Source organism: Streptomyces sp. NPDC007808, from assembly GCF_042868655.1.
In the GTDB taxonomy this organism is placed as follows: domain Bacteria; phylum Actinomycetota; class Actinomycetes; order Streptomycetales; family Streptomycetaceae; genus Streptomyces.
Genome location: NZ_JBIAEQ010000009.1, coordinates 82,749 through 101,657, shown reverse-complemented (window position 1 = coordinate 101,657; position 18,909 = coordinate 82,749). Strand labels below are relative to the sequence as shown.

Here is an 18,909-nt window from a genome sequence, read left to right as displayed (position 1 = left end):
ACGGCCCCACGCACAGGTACGAACGAAAGGACCACCGGTGACCAGCACCACGCAGGCCCGCCCGCCGGGGTCGGGTGAGCCGCCTCCGGACAAGCTCGCCTTCACCGAGCCCTCGGGCCGGCGGCGCGTCACCCCGGTCCGGGTCGGCCGTGAGTTCCGCCGCGACCGGCTGCTGCCCCAACTGCTGCGCAAGGCGGTGCTCGACGACGAGGGACAGCAGTGCGTGCAGGTCCGGCTCACCGCCAAGGACGCCGCGAACCCGGCCGCGCGCGCCCTGCTGGACACCGAGGCGGGCACCGCCGTCCAGCTGAACCAGGCGCTGGGCGACTCCGAGTACGCGGCGCTCTTCCCGAGGCTCATCGGCTACGAGCTGGACACGGCCGAGCCCTTCCTGCTGTACGACCCGCCGCGCGGCTCGGCCGTGTCGCGGATCCATGTGATGGGGGCGGCCGACCAGGAGGTCTTCACCCGGGATCTGATGCTGGCCCTGTGCCTGCTGGAGGCCCAGGGCCTGGTGCCGCGCGGTGTCTCGCCCGCCACCGTGCTGTGGGACGGAGCCCGGGTCCAGCTGTGGGGCCTGGAGTCGGTGACCCGGATCGGACGGCCGCGGCGCCCGTGGGGACGGTCGCCCTTCTGCTCGCCCGAGCAGCGCGCCGGCGAGGGACCGGCCGACCCGCGCGACGCGGTGTGGAGCGCGGCCCAGGTGCTCTACCGGCTGGCGACCGGCCGGCCCGGCCCCGCCGACCGGCCGCCCGCCGACCTCGCCGAACACCGCAAGCTCGACCAGACGCTGCGGGCCGCGTTCGCCCCGCGGGCGGCGGCCCGGCCGACGCCCGCCCAGCTCCTCGAACTCGTGGCGCCGGGCGCCGCCCACCGCGTCCGGGTCGCCGTGCCGCCCGACGAGAGCCGCCCGCACCACGAGGCCTTCGAGCAGGCCCTGTCCCTCAAACGGCAGGCGCCCGCCGCCCGTCCCCGCGGCACGACCGGTTCCGAACAGGCCAACGGGGAGGTGCTCTGCCCGTACTGCCTGGAGACCATCCGTCTCGACCTCACCAAGCTGTACGTCACCGACAGCCGGATGCAGTACCAGCCGCTGGACCTCAAGGGCATCACCAACTCCGTGCGGCGGACGGACATCATGCGCGGGGCCGTCCAGAAGTGCAGCGCGGACCCCGAGTTCCCCGTGCACTACATCCCCGTGCCCTACCTGACGTACGGCCGCCCGCTGACCGTCGCCATGGTCGGCCAGTCCTCCACCGGCAAGAGCCATCTGCTGACCCAGATGATCGCCGCGATCACGGACGGCGGCCTGGAGCCGTTCGGCCTGAAGTGGCAGTCCGTCAACCCCGAGCAGCACGCCAGGTTCGTACGGGACCGGGTGCAGCCGTTGCGCAACGGCAAGGTCCTGGACCACACCCCCGCCCTGGGCATGGACGACTTCGCCCGCTTCGTGGAGTCGCTGCTGATCACCGACCCGAGGGGGCAGGTACGCCCGGTCGCGTTCTTCGACCTGGGCGGCGAGGACCTCGTACGGACCGATGCGGCGCTGCGTTTCCTGCTCGGTGTGGACGCCCTGGTCTTCGTGGTCGACCCGGCGCTGGCCCTGCCACTGCCTCAGCTGGACCACGCCAGGCAACGCTGGGGGGTGGAGGTGAACCGGGACGGTGACCTCGCCTTCGGCACGGTGCTGGACCGGCTGCCCAAGAGCGGCGGGTATCTGGACGTGCCGGCCGCGATGGTGCTCGGGAAGGCCGACCTGCTCAGGTTCCAGCCGCCCGTCGACCGCTGGCTCACCCGGCCGCCGGCCACCTCCCTGGACCCGGCACTGGTGCGCGAGGAGAGCCGGGACCTCTACGGGCTGCTGCGTCGGCACGCCGGGCAGGCGTGGTTGCGTCCCTTCGACGCGATCCGCCGGTGCACCCTGCACGTCGCCTCGGCCACCGGCGGCCAGGAGGACCACGGCCGCTATCCCGCGGGCGCGGGGCCCCGGCGGGTGCTGGAGCCGCTGCTGGCGCTGCTGGCCATGCACGGGCTGATCGAGGTGCCGGGCGGCACGGAGGCGCTGGCGCTGGGGGAGGCGCCCGCGCTGGAGGCGGTGCCGTGGGACGAAGCCGAGCTGTTCGAGAGGTCGGAAGGGCCCGAGGAGCCCGAGGGATCCGAGGGAGGGGAACGTCAGTGAACGACTTCCAGGGCAGGGGACACGTGCAGCAGGTCGTCTACCGGTGGGACGGCAACCACGGCCGCCAGGGCACCGGCATGAGCGCCGTCGCCCGTTCCTGCGACGCCGAGCGTGCCGAGGAACTGGGCCGGGAACTGGGCCCGTTGCTGTGGGTGTCCGGTGCGGCGGCGGCCCGGCCGAGCGTCGTGCGCACGCTGTCCCGTGACGGCGACGTCCTGCTGGTCCAGCGCTGGCCCACCACCGACCGGGGCGGCCGGCCCAGCACGGTCAGCCACGTCCTGGTCGGTGACCGCGGCACGTTGAAGGTGCGGCAGTGCCTCGGGCTCGCGTACGGCGGCGGCTGGCGCAGTCAGGAGAAGGCCGAGCAGGCCTCCGGGCGGCTGCCCGAGTTCGACGGCACCCACCTCCACGAGCTGGCGCGGGGCCGGCTGCCGGGCATGCTGGAGCAGCTGCAGAAGGTCGAGCACGCGCTGATCCTCGCCACCGCGGAACTGCTGCGTGATCCGACACAGCGGGTGTCGCTGCTCCTGGAGGACGAGCCCCCGCGCGACTGGCCGGACCGGGACGCGGTCCCGCTGGTCTACCTCGGGCTGTTCATGCTGTTCGGGGGCTGGCTGGGACACGAGTGGACGTTCGCGACCTGCGACACGACGGACGCGCATCCCCTGCGGCTGATGGCCGTCCCGCGCTGGGAGGAGGACGCGGGCGGTTCCGGCCCACTGGCCAGGGTCAAGGGCCGGCAGGTCCAGCCCCGGTTCGAGCACCGGGCGGCGGCCCAACTGGTGAGGCACCTCCTCGACCACCGGCAGGCGCCTCCCGGCGTCCCGCAGCTGGTCAAGGAACTGGCGGGCGGAGCGCGACTGGACTGGGAGCGACGGCGGGTCCGTCTCCAGCAGATCCTCGGCACCGATCGCACACCCCCGGCCGGTACGAGGATCCCCACGCCCGCACCGCGGCGGACGGACCGCCGGCAGCCCTCGGAGCGGGACCGCGAGCCGGTGCGGGAACCCGAACGCGGGCGCGACCGGGACCGGGACCGGGAGCGGAGGCGGGAACGGGAACGGGACCTGACGGGCGAACCGCCCCGAGCGGCGGTCGCCCCGGAGCCGTACACCGATCCGCACCGGAACCCGCGTCCGCAGCCGGTCGGGGACGGGTATCGGGAGCCGCGTCCGGAGTCGGTCGGGGACGGATACCGGGAGCCGCGCCTGGACCCGCTCGCGGGCGGATATCGGGAGCCGCGGCCGGAATCGCTCGCGGACGGGTATCGGGAGCCGCGTCCGGAGCCGCGTCCGGAGTCGGTCGGGGACGGGTATCGAGAGGCGCGTACGGAGCCGCGCCCGGAGCCGCGTCCGGAGTCGGGCGGGGACGGGTATCGAGAGGCGCGTACGGACCCGCTCGCGGACGGGTATCGGGAGCCGCGCCTGGACCCGCTCGCGGGCGGATATCGGGAGCCGCGGCCGGAATCGCGCACGGACGGGTATCGGGAGCCGCGGCCGGAATCGCTCGCGGACGGGTATCGGGAGCCGCGCCCGGACCCGCTCGCGGGCGGATATCGGGAGCCGCGCCCGGAGCCGGTCGCGGACGGGTACCGAGAGTCGCGTCCCGAGCCGCACGCCGAGGGGTACCAGGAGCCGTACCCGAACCCGCGTCCGGAGTCACGCACGGACGCGTACGGGGAGCCCCACCCGGATCTCGGTGCGACACCGAAGGTGGGTTCCACGGCCCCCTCCCCTCCCTCCGCCACTCCCGCGCAGCCCTTCCAGCGGCCCGCCCCCGACCCGGGCGGTCCGGACACGGGCGCTCTCCGTCGGGAGCTCCGCGGCCACCGGCGCGGTGACGTCATGGAGCGGAGCGTGCTGTTGGCCGAACTGCGCAGGCAGCCCGACGAACTGCTGCTGCACGAACTGCGTTCCGGCGATCTGCCCCCGGACTCCGTCGAGTTGCTGCTGGACGTGCTGGGAGAGCCCCACCGGGTGCGGGCCCGCCCGCTGGAACTGCGGCACGAGCTGTGCACCGAGGTGCTGCGTCAGGACCTGTACTTCACGCCCCACGGACCGGGCACGGACGGCAGGTCGGGGGCGGACCGGGCGTCCCGTGCGGCTCATCTCTTCACCTGGGCCGTCGCCCCGCTGGCCCGGGAGGAGCGCCATCTGCGGCCCCTTCAGGAATTCCTGTACCGCATGAGCCGCGACCCCCACCCCACGACGGGCAACTGGCTGCGGCAGAGCATCGTCGAGCCGCCGGGCGGCCAGGTCCCGGACCTGCCCCCGCAGGTCTGGGGGCGGCTTCTGGGGAACGCGCTGCTGCGGGCCGACCGACCGCATCCGGCTCCGTCGACACCTCAGGTCCCTCCGGTGCCCCGAGCCGCACCCGCCCCCGTCGTGCCGCCGGAACCGCCGGACCACCCGCCGAAACCGTTCAAGGAAAGGATCTCCGGCCGGATCGGCGGTGCGGGCTGCCTGCTCGCGGGCGGCGTCGGCTTCTGCGTCATCAGCACGGTCTTCGTGATCGCCTGGTTCTTCAGCTGAGCGGTTTGCTCAGGCAGTCAGGCGCTTCTCGAACCAGTGGCTGGCGTAGACGTTGTCGTCGTAGGCCGGGATGTCCGTGTACCCGCACGCCCGGTACATCGCCTGCGCCTCGGTCAGCGCGGCGTGCGTGTCGAGGCGTACGACCCGGAAGTCCCGGGCGGCGGCCTCCCGTTCGAGGGCGTCGAGCAGCCGGCGGGCGAGGCCGAGGCGTCGGGCGCCGGGGTGCACCCAGACATGGCGGATCTCGCCGACGCCGGGCTCCAGACGCCGGAGCGCTCCGCAGCCCACGGCTCGGCCCTCCTCGCGGGCGACGAAGAACGCGCCGGCGTCGCCGGACACCTCCTCGGGTCGTACGAGGTCGTTCTTGTCGAACCCCTCGGGGAACCGCTCGTCGATGTCGGCCGCGTAGGCGTCCAGGCAGGACCGGGCCTCCGGCGCGGCGCCGTCGACGAGGTCCACCGTGATGCCCGCCAGGCGCAGCAGGCGGTGCGCGACGGTCATCGCCCGGATCAGTTCGGCACGCTGGGGCTCGCTGAGACCGTCGAGGAGCCCGGCCGCGGCAGCGGCCGCCCGCCGGTCCTGCTCCGCGACCTCCACCCGCCCGGCCGGGGTCAGCTCGATCATGCGCAGCCGGTTGTCCCCGGGGTGTGCGCCGAGCCGGACCATGCCCTGGGCCTCGAGCGCCTTCGCCATCCGGCTCAGATATCCGGCGTCCAGGCCGAGCCGGCTCCTCAGCTCGCGCAAGGAGGCGCCGTCCCCGATCTCGAACAGCAGCCGGGCCTCGCCCAGCGGACGGTTCTGGCCGAGGTAGTGGTCGTCCAGGACGCCGATGCGGCGGGTGAAGTAGCGGTTGAAGCGGCGGAAGGCCGTCACGTGCTCCGTCGAGACCGGCTGCATAACCTTTGACTTTAGTCAAAGATCTCTCCGGGGTCCATGACGCCCGCATTTCCGGAAGCCGATCGACCGGAATCGTTCCTACTCTGCGCGTCATGACCTACGACACCGAACAGCCGGTCCCCGTCGAGCCGCCCGTCGCCGGTTCCGAGGCGGACACCCTGATCGGCTCCCTGGAACGGCAGCGCCGAACCTTCGCCTGGAAGTGCGAGGGCCTGGACGCGACGGGCCTGGGCACCCGGCTCGCGCCCTCCGCCCTCACCCTGGGCGGGCTGCTCAAGCACCTGGCCCTCGTCGAGGACGAGTACTTCACCCGGCGTCTGCTCGGCGTCACGATGCCCCCGCCGTGGGACGCGGTCGACTGGGACGCGGACCCCGACTGGGAGTGGCGGTCGGCCGCGCAGGACGAGCCGGAGTACCTGTACGCGCTGTGGCGTGACGCGGTGGCCCGCTCCCGGGAGAACCTGCGCCGCGTGCTCTTGGAGGCAGGGGTGGACCAGCCGGCCCGCCACACCTGGCCGGACGGCCGGACGCCCAGCGTGCGGCGCATCCTGGTCGACCTGATCGAGGAGTACGCCCGCCATGTCGGGCAGGCCGACATGATCCGCGAGTCACTCGACGGCCGGGTGGGGGAGGACCCGCCGGCCGACTTCCCGGCGCCCTGAGCCGTAGGGGTCGGCTGCGTCTCCTCGCGGGGCGTGACTGTCACAGCGGTGTCGCTGAGCGTCGCCGACCGGACCGATTCCGCCCGGTTCGTCCGCATGTCCAGTGACACAGCGCACTTTCGCCCCCGGATCGCGCATGCATCCGGGGGCAGGGGGCATGCGCACTCGGTCCCGTGAGTGACACCTGTGTGACACACGGGCTCTGAACAGGAACGGAAGGCAACACTCGATCATGGCGGAACGAACGGAACTCCAGGCGCGCAGCACCATCCACGCGGGAGGGGAATGGCGAGCGGCCGTCTCCGGAGCAACGCGTGAGATCCTCGACCCCGCGGACGCCGCACCCTTCGCCGTGGTCGCGGAGGGTGACGAGAAGGACACCGATCTGGCCGTGGCGGCCGCCCACCGCGCCTTCGACGGCGGCCGGGGCGAGTGGCCCCGCACCCCCGTCGCCGAGCGCGCCGCCCTGCTGCGCCGCGTCGCCGACCTGCTCGTGCGCGACCGCGAGCAGCTCGGCCTGCTGGAGAGCCGCGACGCCGGGAAGACCGTCGAAGAGGGCCGCGTCGACATCGACTGCGTCGCCGACGCCTTCCGCTACTTCGCCGACCTCGTCGCGGGCGAGGCCCCGGGCCGGGTCGTCGACGCGGGCTCACCCGACATCCACAGTGTCGTCGTCCATGAGCCGGTCGGTGTCTGCGCGCTGATCACGCCCTGGAACTACCCCCTGCTCCAGGCGAGTTGGAAGATCGCCCCGGCGCTCGCCGCCGGAAACACCTTCGTCGTCAAGCCCAGTGAGATCACCCCGCTCACCACGATCGCCCTGATCGAGCTGCTGATCGAGGCGGGCCTGCCGACGGGGGTCGCCAACATCGTCACCGGGCCCGGCCATTCGGTCGGCGCCCGGCTCGCCGAGCACCCCGACGTCGACCTCGTCTCCTTCACCGGCGGACTGGTCAGCGGCACCAAGGTGGCCCAGGCCGCGGCACCCACCGTCAAGAAGGTCGCCCTCGAACTCGGCGGCAAGAATCCCAACGTCGTCTTCGCCGACGCGTGCGCCACCGAGGAGGGCTTCGACACCGCCGTCGACCAGGCCCTCAACGCCGCCTTCATCCACAGCGGCCAGGTCTGCTCCGCGGGCGCCCGCCTCATCGTCGAGGAGTCCGTTCGGGACCGCTTCGTCACCGAACTCGCCCGCCGTGCCGAAAGGATTCGCCTCGGCCGCGGCACCGCCGACGGCGTCGAGTGCGGCCCGCTCGTCTCCGAGCAGCAGCGCGCGAAGGTCGAGTCGTACGTCGACTCCGCGCTCAAGGAGGGCGCCGTGCTGCGCTCCGGCGGCAAGCGGCCCGAGCCGTCCCCCGAGCGGCCGGAGAGCGGCTACTTCTACGAGCCGACCGTGCTCGACCACTGCCACCGCGAGATGAGGGTCGTACGCGAGGAGGTCTTCGGACCCGTCCTCACCGTCGAGACCTTCCGCACCGAGGAAGAGGCCGTCGCCCTCGCCAACGACACCGAGTACGGCCTCGCCGGGGCCGTCTGGACCGCCGACGCGGGCCGCGCCCGCCGGGTCGCGGGTCTGCTGCGCCACGGCACCGTCTGGATCAACGACTTCCACCCCTACCTCCCGCAGGCGGAGTGGGGCGGCTTCGGCAAGAGCGGCGTGGGCCGCGAACTCGGCCCCGCCGGACTCGCCGAGTACCGCGAGACCAAGCACGTCTACCAGAACCTCGCCCCGAAGCCGGTCCGCTGGTTCACCGGCTGACCGCTCCGGTCCCCACCGACCGTCCGCCCCCCACCGAGCAAGACTTCGCAAGATCCCTGGAGTTACCCGCCCATGTCCGAGAACCCCCATGTCTACGACTACGTCGTCATAGGCGGCGGCACCGCAGGCTCCGTCATCGCCTCCCGCCTCACCGAGAACCCCGACGTCACCGTCGCCGTCATCGAGGGCGGCCCCAGCGACGTCGACCGCGACGACGTCCTCACCCTGCGCCGCTGGCTGGGCCTGCTCGGCGGCGAGCTGGACTACGACTACCCCACCACCGAGCAGCCGCGCGGCAACTCGCACATCCGGCACAGCCGTGCCCGGGTGCTCGGCGGCTGCTCCTCCCACAACACCCTGATCTCCTTCAAGCCGCTGCCGTCCGACTGGGACGAATGGGAGGAGGCCGGCGCCAAGGGCTGGGGCGCCGTGCCGATGGAGGCGTACTACGCCCGGCTGAAGAACAACATCGTCCCGGTCGACGAGAAGGACCGCAACGCCATCGCCCGGGACTTCGTCGACGCCGCCCAGGGCGCGCTCGGCGTCCCGCGCGTCGAGGGCTTCAACAAGCAGCCCTTCAACGAGGGCGTCGGCTTCTTCGACCTCGCCTACCACCCCGAGAACAACAAGCGCTCGTCGGCGTCGGTGGCGTACCTGCACCCGGTGATGGACGAGCGCGAGAACCTCACGATCCTCCTGGAGACCTGGGCGTACCGGCTGGAGCTGGACGGCACCCGCGCCGAAGGCGTGCACGTGCGCACCAAGGACGGCGAGGAACTGCTGATCCGCGCCCGGCGCGAGGTCGTCCTGTGCGCGGGCGCCGTCGACTCGCCCCGCCTGCTGCTGCACTCCGGCATCGGCCCCAAGGAGGACCTGACCGAACTGGGCATCCCGGTCGTCCACGACCTGCCGGGCGTCGGCGAGAACCTGCTCGACCACCCCGAGTCCGTCATCGTCTGGGAGACCGACGGTCCGATCCCCGACAACTCCGCGATGGACTCCGACGCGGGCCTGTTCGTGCGCCGTGACCCCGAACACCCCGGCCCCGACCTGATGTTCCACTTCTACCAGATCCCCTTCACCGACAACCCGGAGCGACTGGGCTACGAGCGCCCGGAGTTCGGCGTCTCCATGACCCCGAACATCCCCAAGCCGAAGAGCCGCGGCCGGCTGTACCTGACCAGCGCCGACCCGGACGTCAAGCCCGCACTCGACTTCCGGTACTTCACCGACGAGGACGACTACGACGCCCGCACCCTCGTCGACGGCATCCGCATCGCCCGCGAGATCGCGAAGACGCAGCCCCTGGCCGGCTGGCTCAAGCGCGAGGTCTGCCCCGGCCCTGACATCACGTCCGACGAGGAACTGAGCGAGTACGCGCGCAAGGTCGCGCACACCGTGTACCACCCGGCCGGAACCTGCCGTATGGGGGCCGCCGACGACGAACTGGCCGTGGTCGATCCGCAGTTGCGGATCCGCGGCCTTGACGGAATTCGAATCGCCGACGCCTCCGTCTTCCCGACCATGACCGCGGTGAACCCGATGATCGGGGTGCTCATGGTCGGGGAGAAGGCGGCGGATCTGATGGGAGGTGAGGCGTGATGAGTACGAACGCGCAGATGACGCCCCGGAACACGACGCCCGAGACCCGCAAGCCCCCGACCGGTACACCGGTCTTCTCCGTGGAAGGGCTGTGGAAGGTCTTCGGCCCCAAGGCGCACCGGGTCCCCGCCGACCCGGAGCTGACCGCGCTCGCACCCGCCGAGCTGCGCAGCCGCACCGGCTGCACGGCAGCGGTCAGGGACGTCTCCTTCGACGTGCGCAAGGGCGAGGTCTTCGTCGTCATGGGCCTGTCCGGCTCCGGCAAGTCCACGCTGGTGCGCTGTCTGACCCGGCTGATCGAGCCGACGGCGGGCACCATCGCCATCGACGGCGAGGACGTACGCGCCATGGACAAGTCCCGGCTGCGCGAACTGCGCCGCCACCGTGCCGCGATGGTCTTCCAGCACTTCGGTCTGCTGCCGCACCGCACGGTCCTGGACAACGTGGCCTACGGCCTGGAGATCCAGGGCGTCGGCAAGGCGGAGCGCCGTGAGCGGGCCGCCGAGGTCGTCGCCAAGGTCGGCCTTGAGGGCATGGAGCACCGCAGGCCCGGCCAGCTGTCGGGCGGTCAGCGCCAGCGCGTGGGCCTGGCACGGGCGCTGGCGGTGGATCCCCAGGTCCTCCTCTTCGACGAGCCGTTCAGCGCCCTCGACCCGCTCATCCGGCGGGACATGCAGGAGGAGGTCGTGCGCCTGCACCGGGAGGAGGGCCGCACGATGGTCTTCATCACCCATGACCTCAGCGAGGCCCTCAAGCTCGGCGACCGCATCGCCCTCATGCGCGACGGCCGCGTGGTCCAGCTGGGCACCCCCGAGGAGATCGTGGGCTCCCCGGCGGACGACTACGTCCGCGAGTTCGTCCGCGACGTCCCGCGCGAGCAGGTCATGACCGTCCGGACGGCCATGCGCCCGGCTTCCGCGGACGAGACCGGCGCCGGCCCGGCGGTCGCACCGGAGGCGACGGTGTCGGAGGCCATCGAGGCGGTGGCCCGCACCGGTTCCCCGGTCCGCGTCATGGACGGGGCGCGCTGTCTGGGTGTCGTCGATCACGAGCGGCTTCTCGGAGTCGTGGCGGGCATGGAACAGAACGGTTCAGCGGGGGCTGAGCAAGGTGTCGTAGCGGGGGCAGGAAAGAGCAAGGAGGTCGCTTGATGGCCACCGTCACCGCTCCGGCCCCTCGGGTCACCCTGCCCGCCGTCCTCAAACGTCCCGCCTTCCGCAAGCTCGCGCTGCTCGCCCTCGTCGCCGCGATCCTCGTCCCGCTGGCCGACGCCCGCTGGGCGAGCGGCAGCTGGCCGGCCGCGCTGACCGTCGACGTCTCCGAGCCGCTGACCAACGCCAGCACCTGGGTCATCGACAACCGGGACAGCCACCCGCTGTTCCTCTACTTCTTCGGGCACATCAGCAACGCGGTCGTGCTCTGCGTACGCGCCGTGTACCTCGTGCTGCTCGCCGCCGGCTGGGCCGGCGTCACCGCCGCCGCCGCCCTCACAGCCTGGCGTGTCGCAGGCCCGCGCCTCGCCGCCGGTACCGGCATCGCGTTCCTGGCCTGCGGGTTCCTCGGCATGTGGATCCCGACCATGCAGACCCTCGCGCTCATGGTCGTGGCGGTGCTCGCCTCGGTCGTCGTGGGCGCGCTGCTGGGCCTGGCCGCCGGGCTGTCGGACCGTATGGACCGGATGCTGCGCCCCGTCCTGGACACCATGCAGGTGCTGCCCGCCTACGCCTACCTCCTCCCGGTCGTGCTGGTCTTCGGCATGGGCGTCCCCGCCGCCGTCCTGGCCACCGTCGTCTACGCCGCCCCGCCGATGGCCCGCCTCACCGCGCTCGGTCTGCGCGGCGCCGACAAGGAGGTGCTGGAGGCGGTCGAGTCCTTGGGCGCCACCGCACGACAGCGGCTGCTGACCGCCCGTATCCCGCTGGCCCGCAAGGAACTCCTCCTCGGCCTCAACCAGACGATCATGATGGCGCTGTCCATGGCCGTCATCGCGTCGGTCATCGGCGCCGGCGGCCTCGGTGACCGCGTCTACCAGGCACTGGCCACGGTCGACGTCGGCGCGGCCCTCGCGGCCGGCATCCCCATCGTGCTGCTCGCCGTCGTCCTGGACCGGGTGACCGGCGCGGCCGGGCAGGCCCTCGCCGACGAGCCCCGGCCGAACGGCCGGGCGCGCTCGCTGTACGCCCTGCTCGCCGCCGTGGCCGTGGCCGTCGCCGGTCGTCTCGCGGGCCGCCTCGACTGGCCCGAGAGCTGGACCATGAACATCGCCGAGCCGGTCAACCGCGCCGTCGACTGGATGACCGCCCACCTCTACTCGGGCGTCCCCGTCATCGGCGGCACCGCCGACTGGGCGGCCCACTTCACCACCTGGGTCCTCAACCCCCTGCGCGACGGCCTGCAGTGGCTGCCCTGGTGGTCGCTGCTGCTCGTCGTCGCCACCCTCGCCTGGCTGATCGGCACCTGGCGCACCGCGTTGACCGCCGTGCTCGCCATGGCCGCGATCGGCGTCCTGGGCGTGTGGGGCCCCTCGCTCGACACCCTCTCCCAGGTCCTCGCGGCCGTCGCCGTCACCCTGGTCCTGGGCTTCGCGACCGGTGTCGCGGCGGCGCGCAGCGACCGGGTCGAGCGCCTGCTGCGCCCCGTCCTGGACGTCTTCCAGACGATGCCGCAGTTCGTGTACCTGATCCCGGTCGTCGCCCTGTTCGGCGTGGGCCGCGCGCCCGCGGTCGCCGCGGCCGTGGTCTACGCGCTGCCCGCGGTCGTCCGCATCACCACCCAGGGCCTGCGCCAGGTCGACCCGGCCGCCCTGGAATCGGCCCGCTCGCTCGGTGCGACCCCGGTGCAGCAACTGCGCCAGGTCCAGCTCCCGCTGGCCCGCCCGGCGTTGCTGCTCGCCGTCAACCAGGGCGTGGTCCTGGTCCTCGCCGTCGTCATCATCGGCGGCCTGGTCGGCGGTGGCGCGCTCGGCTACGACGTCGTCTTCGGCCTCGCGCAGGGCGACCTCGCGACCGGTCTGGTGGCCGGTGCGGCCATCGTGTGCCTCGGCCTGATGCTGGACCGGGTGACCCAGCCGACCCGGCGCCACGCGAAGAAGGGAGCGTGACATGCGACTTCGTACCACCGCCGTAGTGGCCGGGGCGTCCTCGCTGCTGCTGCTCACCGGCTGCGGCGCCGCCGACATGACCAAGCAGGCCTCGCCGTTCGCCAACGCGCAGGGCGCCAAGTCGGTGACCCTGTCCGTCCAGTCCTGGGTCGGCGCCCAGGCCAACGTGGCCGTCGCCCAGTACCTCCTGGAGCACGAGCTCGGCTACCGCGTCGACACCGTCCAGATCGACGAGGTGCCCGCCTGGGACGCGCTCAGTCAGGGGCGGGTCGACGCGATCATGGAGGACTGGGGGCACCCGGAGGAGGAACAGCGGTACGTCAAGGACAAGAAGACGATCGTGAACGGCGGCGACCTCGGCGTCACCGGGCACATCGGCTGGTTCGTCCCCACGTACTTCGCCAAGGCCCACCCGGACGTCACCGACTGGAAGAACCTCAACAAGTACGCCGACCAACTGCGTACCCCGGAGAGCGGCGGCAAGGGCCAGCTGATGGACGGCTCGCCCTCCTACGTCACCAACGACAAGGCGCTGGTGAAGAACCTGAACCTGGACTACCAGGTGGTGTTCGCCGGTTCCGAGGCCGCCCAGATCACGCAGATCAAGCAGTTCGCCAAGGAGAAGAAGCCCTTCCTGACGTACTGGTACGAGCCGCAGTGGCTGTTCGAGAAGGTCCCGATGACCGAGGTGAAGCTGCCGGCGTACAAGGAGGGCTGCGACGCCGACCCGGAGAAGGTCGCCTGCGCCTATCCGCACACCCCGCTGCAGAAGTACCTCAACGCCGACTTCGCCGAGAGCGGCGGTAAGGCGGCCGACCTGCTGAGGAAGTTCAAGTGGACGACCGAGGACCAGAACGAGGTCTCCCTGATGATCGCCGAGCAGAAGCTGTCGCCCGAGGAGGCGGCGAAGAAGTGGGTGGACAGCCACGAGTCCACGTGGAAGACGTGGCTGTCCTGACCGTCACGGCGTGAGTTCGGCGGCGATGTCCCGCAGCGCCTGAGCGGCGCTGCGCTGGAGTCCGGGGCCGAACGTGACGCGGGTGGCCCCGAGTTCACCGAGTTCGGTGGGTGAGGGGCCCCCGGTCACCGTGCCGTGCACGTTGATCGGCCCCTGGATGCCGGACCGCAGCAGCGGCAGCACGTCGGTGGGGGCGCCGATCGGATACACGCAGTCGGCGCCCGCGGCGACGTACAACGCGGCCCGCCGGATGGTCTGTTCGGCGACCTTCTTGGGGTCGGCGTCACCGCTCGCCCGGATGAAGGTGTCGATCCGGGCGTTGACGAAGAGCCGGTCGGCGGCGGCGTGGCGTACCTCGGCGAGCCAGTCGGCGTGCCGCCGCGGGTCCTTGAGTTCTTCCTTCTCGGAGTCCTCCAGATTGCAGCCCACGGCACCGGTCTGAAGCAGCCGCTCCACCAGCTCCCGCGGCGCGAGCCCGTACCCGCCCTCGATGTCCGCGGACACCGGCACGTCGACCGCCCGCACGATCCGGGCCACCGCCGCGAACATCTCGTCGGCCGGGGTCTGCCCGTCCTCGTGGCCGAGGGCGGCGGCGACGCCCGCGCTGGGCGTGGCGAGCGCCGGGAACCCGGCCTCGACGAAGACCCGGGCGCTGGCGGCGTCCCACGGTCCGGGCAGGACGAGCGGGTCGCCGGGAGCGGTGCGTCGGTGCAGGGCTCGTAAAGCCTCGATCTTGGTCACGGACTGAGTCACGGTGTGTGTCCCCCTGGTGGAACGCGTCGGCCGACCATCACCCGGTTCCAGTTGTTGATGGCCACGATCAGCCCGACGAGATGGGCGAGTCGTATGTCGTCAAAGTACTGGGCGGCCCGCTCGTACACCGCGTCGGGCACGAAGCCTCCCCCGGACCTGCAAACCGGGGAGGTGCCCCCGGTCAGGACGATGACCGCCTCGGTCAGCGCGAGCGCGGCCCGCTCCCGCTCGTCGAAGACGCCCTCGGCCTCCTCCCAGGCGGCCGGCAGGTCGAGCTGCCTTCGGGGCACGCCGTGCTCCCGGGCGAGAGCGAGATGCATGTCCAGGCAGAAGGCGCAGTGGTTGAGCTGCGAGGCGCGGATCACCACCAGCTCGGCGAGCGCGGGGGCGCCGAGACCGCTCTTCGCCTTCGCGCTGAGCGCGGACATGGCCTGCCCGACGTCCCGGTCGAGGAGCCGGGTCCTGGCCGTCACCCGTGCTGTCCGGGCTGGTAGTGGCCCGGCGCCATACGGAAGGTCACCCCGAACCGGTTCCACGCGTTGATCACGGCGATCGCGGAGATCAACTGGGCCAGCTCGGCCTCCTCGAAGTGCCTCGCGGCCCTCTCGTACACCTCGTCGGGCACGAACCCGTCCGTCAGGACGGTCACCGCCTCCGTCAGCTCCAGCGCCGCGAGCTCCTTCTCGGTGTAGAAGTGCCGTGACTCCTCCCAGGCGCTGAGCTGGATGATCCGCTCGACGCTCTCGCCCGCCGCCAGCGCGTCCTTGCTGTGCATGTCGACGCACAGCGCGCAGTGGTTGATCTGCGAGGCGCGGATCTTCACCAGCTCGTACAGCCGGTGGTCGAGGCCCTTCTTCGCGGCCGTGTCGAGGCGGATCATCGCCTTGTACACCTCGGGGGCGAGCTGGGCCCACTGCAGCCGGGCCGGGTGCTCCAAGGCGTACTCCACCTCGGTCGTCGTGTCGGCGGCTGTCCGGGTCGCCGTGCGGGTCGCTGTCCGGGGAGCTGTCGGGATCGTCGTCATGATCTCGACCCTAGGAGCCAAGCAGCCCAGGAGTATGGTCCACTTCCATGGCGAAACCCTGGGCCACTTTGGGCATCGACCTCCACCTGGAACCGGCGGGCACCGGCCTGCGCCGGGGGCTGACCGACGCCCTGCGCGACGCCGTCCGCACCGGACGCCTGGCACCGGGCACCCGGCTGCCGTCGTCCCGCTCCCTCGCCGCCGACCTGGGCATCGCCCGCAACACGGTCGCCGAGGCCTACGCCGACCTGGTCGCCGAGGGCTGGCTCACCGCCCGCCAGGGCTCGGCCACCCGGGTCGCCGACCGCACGGTGACCCCACCGCCCGACGCCACCGCGGGGCCCCGCACATCCGCTCCGGGCCGTGCCCACGCCCGCATGCCCGCCCCGTCCCGCCGGGAGCGCCCCCGCCCCGTCCACGACCTGGTCCCCGGCACCCCCGACCTCTCCGCCTTCCCTCGCGCGGAATGGCTCAAGGCGGCCCGCCGCGCCTTCCTCGGCGCCCCGCACCAGGCCCTCGGCTACGGCGACCCGCGCGGCCGCCCCGAACTGCGCACCGCCCTCGCCGGCTACCTCGCCCGTGCCCGGGGCGTGCGCGCCGATCCCGAACACATCGTCGTGTGCGCGGGTTTCGTACACGGTCTGCAACTGCTCGGCCGGGTCCTGCGGGCGCGTGGCGCGGCCACGATCGCGGTGGAGTCCTACGGCCTGCCTCGGCACTGGAAGCAGCTGACGGCAGCCGGTCTGACCACCGCCCCCCTGCCCTTCGACGAACTCGGCACGGATCCGGCCGCCCTGACGGACGAGGGGGCCGTCCTGCTCACCCCCGCCCACCAGTTCCCCATGGGCGTGCCCCTGCACCGCGATCGCAGGGCGACGGTGGTGGACTGGGCGCGCCGCACCGGGGGCCTGGTCCTGGAGGACGACTACGACGGGGAGTTCCGCTACGACCGCCAGCCCGTCGGCGCGCTCCAGGGCCTGGAGCCCGACCATGTCGTCTACCTGGGCACGGCCAGCAAGTCCCTGGCCCCGGGGCTGCGCCTGGCCTGGATGGTGCTGCCGCCGACGCTGGTGGAGGAGGTGACGGCGGCGAAGGGCGGCACCGACACCTGCGGCGCCCTGGACCAGCTGACCCTGGCCGAGTTCCTCGCGTCCGGCGCCTACGACCGGCACGTCCGCGCCGCCCGGCTGCGCTACCGGCGCCGAAGGGACGCCCTGGTACGGGCGTTGGCCGCCCAGGCCCCGCACCTGGAGGTCACCGGCATCGCGGCCGGCCTGCACGTCCTGCTGCGTCTGCCGCCCGGGACGGAGCAGTCCGTGGTCCAGGCGGCGACCTGGCAGGGCCTCGCCCTGCACGGCCTGACGTTCTTCCGCCACGAGGCCGCCACGACACCCCCGGCCGACGCCCTGGTCGTGGGGTACGGGACCCCACCGGACCATGCGTGGGCGGGGGCCCTGGAGGCGCTGTGCCGGGTGCTGCCGTGACCGGCCGGGCCGACGACGCGCACTACCGGGTGGGCGTATCGGTGCAGATCATCGCGAAGGGCGCAAAGCGACTGCAGCCAGAGGGGGGTTGATGGGGGGCCTCGCGCGCCTGTCGATCGTCGATCCTTAGGCTGTCGACCGAAAATCGCATGGATCGCTCGGGTGCTCGGTTGCTCGGGTGCTCGTGAACGGAACATCGGGGGAGTCGCACATGGCAGAGACACGGCGCAGGCTGCGTTCGAGCACGGTCGTCCTCGGCGGCATGGGAGTCATGGCGGCGGCCCTGACCTCCTGCGGCTCGGAACCCGACCGCCGCTGCGTGGACCGCGACAGCTACACCTACGAGGGCTACAAGGTCGTCGCGGACAAGAACTGCAAGTCCGGTTCCACCTCCAGCTCCTCGTACTCCAGGGGCGGCAAGAAGACCCGGTCCGGCGGGTCCGACGCCGCCTGGTACTACGACGCCGACGTCTCCGCCGGCCGCGCCGACTACGGCACCTTCAGTCGCAGCGAGGCCGTCGACCGGGGCGGCTTCGGCTGCTCGGGCTCCGGCAGCGGCGGCGGCTGAGCGGGGAGACGGACCGATGGAGCGCCGCACTGTCGAGCCTCGCCCCGGCTGGCAGCAGACCGTGGAAGAGCAGGGGCTCATCTACCCCCTGACCCGCCACCCCGACAACTCCCTGCGCCCGTACTGGGACGAGAGCGCCCACTACGTCTTCTCCCTGGCGGAGGTCGAGGCGTTGGAAGAGGTCGTGGAGGAACTGCACGGCATGTGCCTGACGGCAGCCGAGCACATCGTCGCCCGCGACCGCTTCGCCGACCTCGGCATCAGCGACCGGCGCGTCGCGGACGCGGTCGCCGAGTCCTGGCGTCGACGCGCCGAACTCCCCTCCCTCTACGGCCGCTTCGACCTGCGCTACGACGGCACCGGCCCGGCGAAGCTCCTGGAGTACAACGCGGACACTCCCACCTCACTGGTGGAGGCCGCCTCACCGCAGTGGTTCTGGATGGAGGAACGCTTCCCCGGCGCCGACCAGTGGAACTCCCTGCACGAACGCCTCGTCGCCGCCTGGAAGAAGCAGTCCGCCCTCCTCCCGCCGGGCAGCCCCCTGTACTTCGCGTACTCCTCCGCCGACGAACTCGGCGAGGACATGATGACGGTCGCCTATCTCAAGGAGACCGCCGAGCAGGCGGGCCTGGACACCGGTTGGATCTCCATGGAGGAGATCGGCTGGGACCGCCTCTCCGGCCGCTTCGTCGACACCCGGCTCCGCTTCATCCGCAGCTGCTTCAAGCTCTACCCCTGGGAGTGGCTCACCACCGACCGCTTCGCGGACCACGTCCTCGACACCCTCGACAACGGCGGTGGCACCGGCACGACCCTGTGGATCGAGCCGGCCTGGAAGATGCTCCTCAGCAACAAGGCACTCCTCGCCATCCTCTGGGAGCTCTATCCGGACCACCCGAACCTCCTCCCCTCCTACCTCGACGGTCCGAGGGAGCTGGCGGGCACCACGGGCTACGTCGCCAAGCCCCTCCTGGGCCGGGAGGGCGCCGGAGTGACCGTGCACGAGAAGGGCACCGAGCCCGTCACACGCGACGAGCCCTGCTGCTACCAGCAGTTGGCGCCGCTGCCCGCCTTCGACGGCCAGCACGTCGTCCTCGGCGCATGGGTCGTCGAGGACGAGTCGGCGGGCCTCGGCATCCGTGAGTCGTCCGGCCTGATCACCGACGAGTACGCGCGCTTCCTTCCTCACGTGATCCTCTAGACGGACAGCCTGCCTCGGGGCGGGGCAGGGCAGGGCGGGCAGGACAGGGCGGGGCCGAGCCGGGCTGGGCAGGGCCGGGTTGGGTCAGGCAGGGCCGGGTTGGGCCAGGCAGGGCCGGGTTGGGTCAGGCAGGGCTGGGTTGGGTCAGGCAGGAGGGGCCGAGCCGGGCCGGGAGGGGCCGAGCCGGTCCG

15 protein-coding genes are annotated in these 18,909 nt (G+C 72.3%); 11 read left to right on the top strand and 4 right to left on the bottom strand.

What is annotated here, in order from left to right:
* The first annotated feature begins 37 nt into the window (after nt 1-37).
* On the top strand, nt 38-2,179 hold the full coding sequence (locus ACFYNL_RS31475; protein WP_388809339.1) for a hypothetical protein: 2,142 nt from the start codon (nt 38-40) through the stop codon (nt 2,177-2,179).
* A complete protein-coding gene (locus ACFYNL_RS31470; protein WP_388809336.1) occupies nt 2,176-4,710 on the top strand; it encodes a hypothetical protein in 2,535 nt (844 codons plus the stop codon). Before ACFYNL_RS31475 ends, ACFYNL_RS31470 begins: the two co-directional genes overlap by 4 nt.
* Before the next feature lie 9 nt (nt 4,711-4,719).
* Here the strand turns inward: ACFYNL_RS31470 and ACFYNL_RS31465 are convergent, their stop codons facing one another.
* Nucleotides 4,720-5,607, bottom strand: coding sequence for a GNAT family N-acetyltransferase (locus ACFYNL_RS31465; RefSeq protein WP_388809333.1), 888 nt, complete (start codon nt 5,605-5,607; stop codon nt 4,720-4,722).
* 92 nt (nt 5,608-5,699) lie between these two features.
* Between ACFYNL_RS31465 and ACFYNL_RS31460 the strand changes: the two genes are divergently transcribed.
* From ACFYNL_RS31460 to ACFYNL_RS31435, 6 genes are all read left to right on the top strand, one after another.
* On the top strand, nt 5,700-6,269 hold the full coding sequence (locus ACFYNL_RS31460; protein WP_388809330.1) for a DinB family protein: 570 nt from the start codon (nt 5,700-5,702) through the stop codon (nt 6,267-6,269).
* Nucleotides 6,270-6,501: 232 nt separating this feature from the next.
* On the top strand, nt 6,502-8,028 hold the full coding sequence (locus tag ACFYNL_RS31455) for an aldehyde dehydrogenase family protein (RefSeq protein WP_388809327.1): 1,527 nt from the start codon (nt 6,502-6,504) through the stop codon (nt 8,026-8,028).
* A gap of 72 nt (nt 8,029-8,100) precedes the next feature.
* Nucleotides 8,101-9,630 (top strand): GMC family oxidoreductase, encoded by a 1,530-nt coding sequence (locus ACFYNL_RS31450; protein ID WP_388809324.1) that lies wholly within the window; start codon nt 8,101-8,103, stop codon nt 9,628-9,630.
* Between the two features lie 17 nt (nt 9,631-9,647).
* Complete coding sequence (locus tag ACFYNL_RS31445) at nt 9,648-10,781, top strand: glycine betaine/L-proline ABC transporter ATP-binding protein (protein WP_388810094.1); 1,134 nt, start codon at nt 9,648-9,650, stop codon at nt 10,779-10,781.
* Complete coding sequence (locus tag ACFYNL_RS31440; RefSeq protein ID WP_388809321.1) at nt 10,781-12,730, top strand: ABC transporter permease; 1,950 nt, start codon at nt 10,781-10,783, stop codon at nt 12,728-12,730. Before ACFYNL_RS31445 ends, ACFYNL_RS31440 begins: the two co-directional genes overlap by 1 nt.
* Nucleotide 12,731: 1 nt before the next feature.
* A complete protein-coding gene (locus tag ACFYNL_RS31435; RefSeq protein WP_388809317.1) occupies nt 12,732-13,688 on the top strand; it encodes an ABC transporter substrate-binding protein in 957 nt (318 codons plus the stop codon).
* A gap of 3 nt (nt 13,689-13,691) precedes the next feature.
* On the opposite strand, the gene ACFYNL_RS31430 is transcribed toward ACFYNL_RS31435, so the two are convergent.
* From ACFYNL_RS31430 to ACFYNL_RS31420, 3 genes are read right to left on the bottom strand one after another with little or no spacing between them, the layout of a single operon-like run.
* A complete protein-coding gene (locus ACFYNL_RS31430) occupies nt 13,692-14,441 on the bottom strand; it encodes an isocitrate lyase/phosphoenolpyruvate mutase family protein (protein WP_388809314.1) in 750 nt (249 codons plus the stop codon).
* Nucleotides 14,438-14,914: a carboxymuconolactone decarboxylase family protein gene (locus tag ACFYNL_RS31425; RefSeq protein WP_388809311.1), complete on the bottom strand. Its 477-nt coding sequence runs from the start codon at nt 14,912-14,914 to the stop codon at nt 14,438-14,440. The genes ACFYNL_RS31430 and ACFYNL_RS31425 overlap by 4 nt, the downstream gene beginning before the upstream one ends.
* Nucleotides 14,911-15,465 (bottom strand): carboxymuconolactone decarboxylase family protein, encoded by a 555-nt coding sequence (locus ACFYNL_RS31420; RefSeq protein ID WP_388809308.1) that lies wholly within the window; start codon nt 15,463-15,465, stop codon nt 14,911-14,913. Before ACFYNL_RS31420 ends, ACFYNL_RS31425 begins: the two co-directional genes overlap by 4 nt.
* Nucleotides 15,466-15,512: 47 nt before the next feature.
* Here ACFYNL_RS31420 and ACFYNL_RS31415 point away from each other — a divergent pair, with 47 nt between their 5' ends.
* The 3 genes from ACFYNL_RS31415 to ACFYNL_RS31405 all read left to right on the top strand — a co-directional run bounded on the left by ACFYNL_RS31415 (nt 15,513) and on the right by ACFYNL_RS31405 (nt 18,718).
* Nucleotides 15,513-16,949 (top strand): PLP-dependent aminotransferase family protein, encoded by a 1,437-nt coding sequence (locus ACFYNL_RS31415; RefSeq protein ID WP_388809305.1) that lies wholly within the window; start codon nt 15,513-15,515, stop codon nt 16,947-16,949.
* A gap of 211 nt (nt 16,950-17,160) precedes the next feature.
* On the top strand, nt 17,161-17,517 hold the full coding sequence (locus ACFYNL_RS31410; RefSeq protein WP_388809302.1) for a hypothetical protein: 357 nt from the start codon (nt 17,161-17,163) through the stop codon (nt 17,515-17,517).
* Between the two features lie 16 nt (nt 17,518-17,533).
* A complete protein-coding gene (locus ACFYNL_RS31405) occupies nt 17,534-18,718 on the top strand; it encodes a glutathionylspermidine synthase family protein (protein ID WP_388809299.1) in 1,185 nt (394 codons plus the stop codon).
* Nucleotides 18,719-18,909 lie beyond the last annotated feature (191 nt).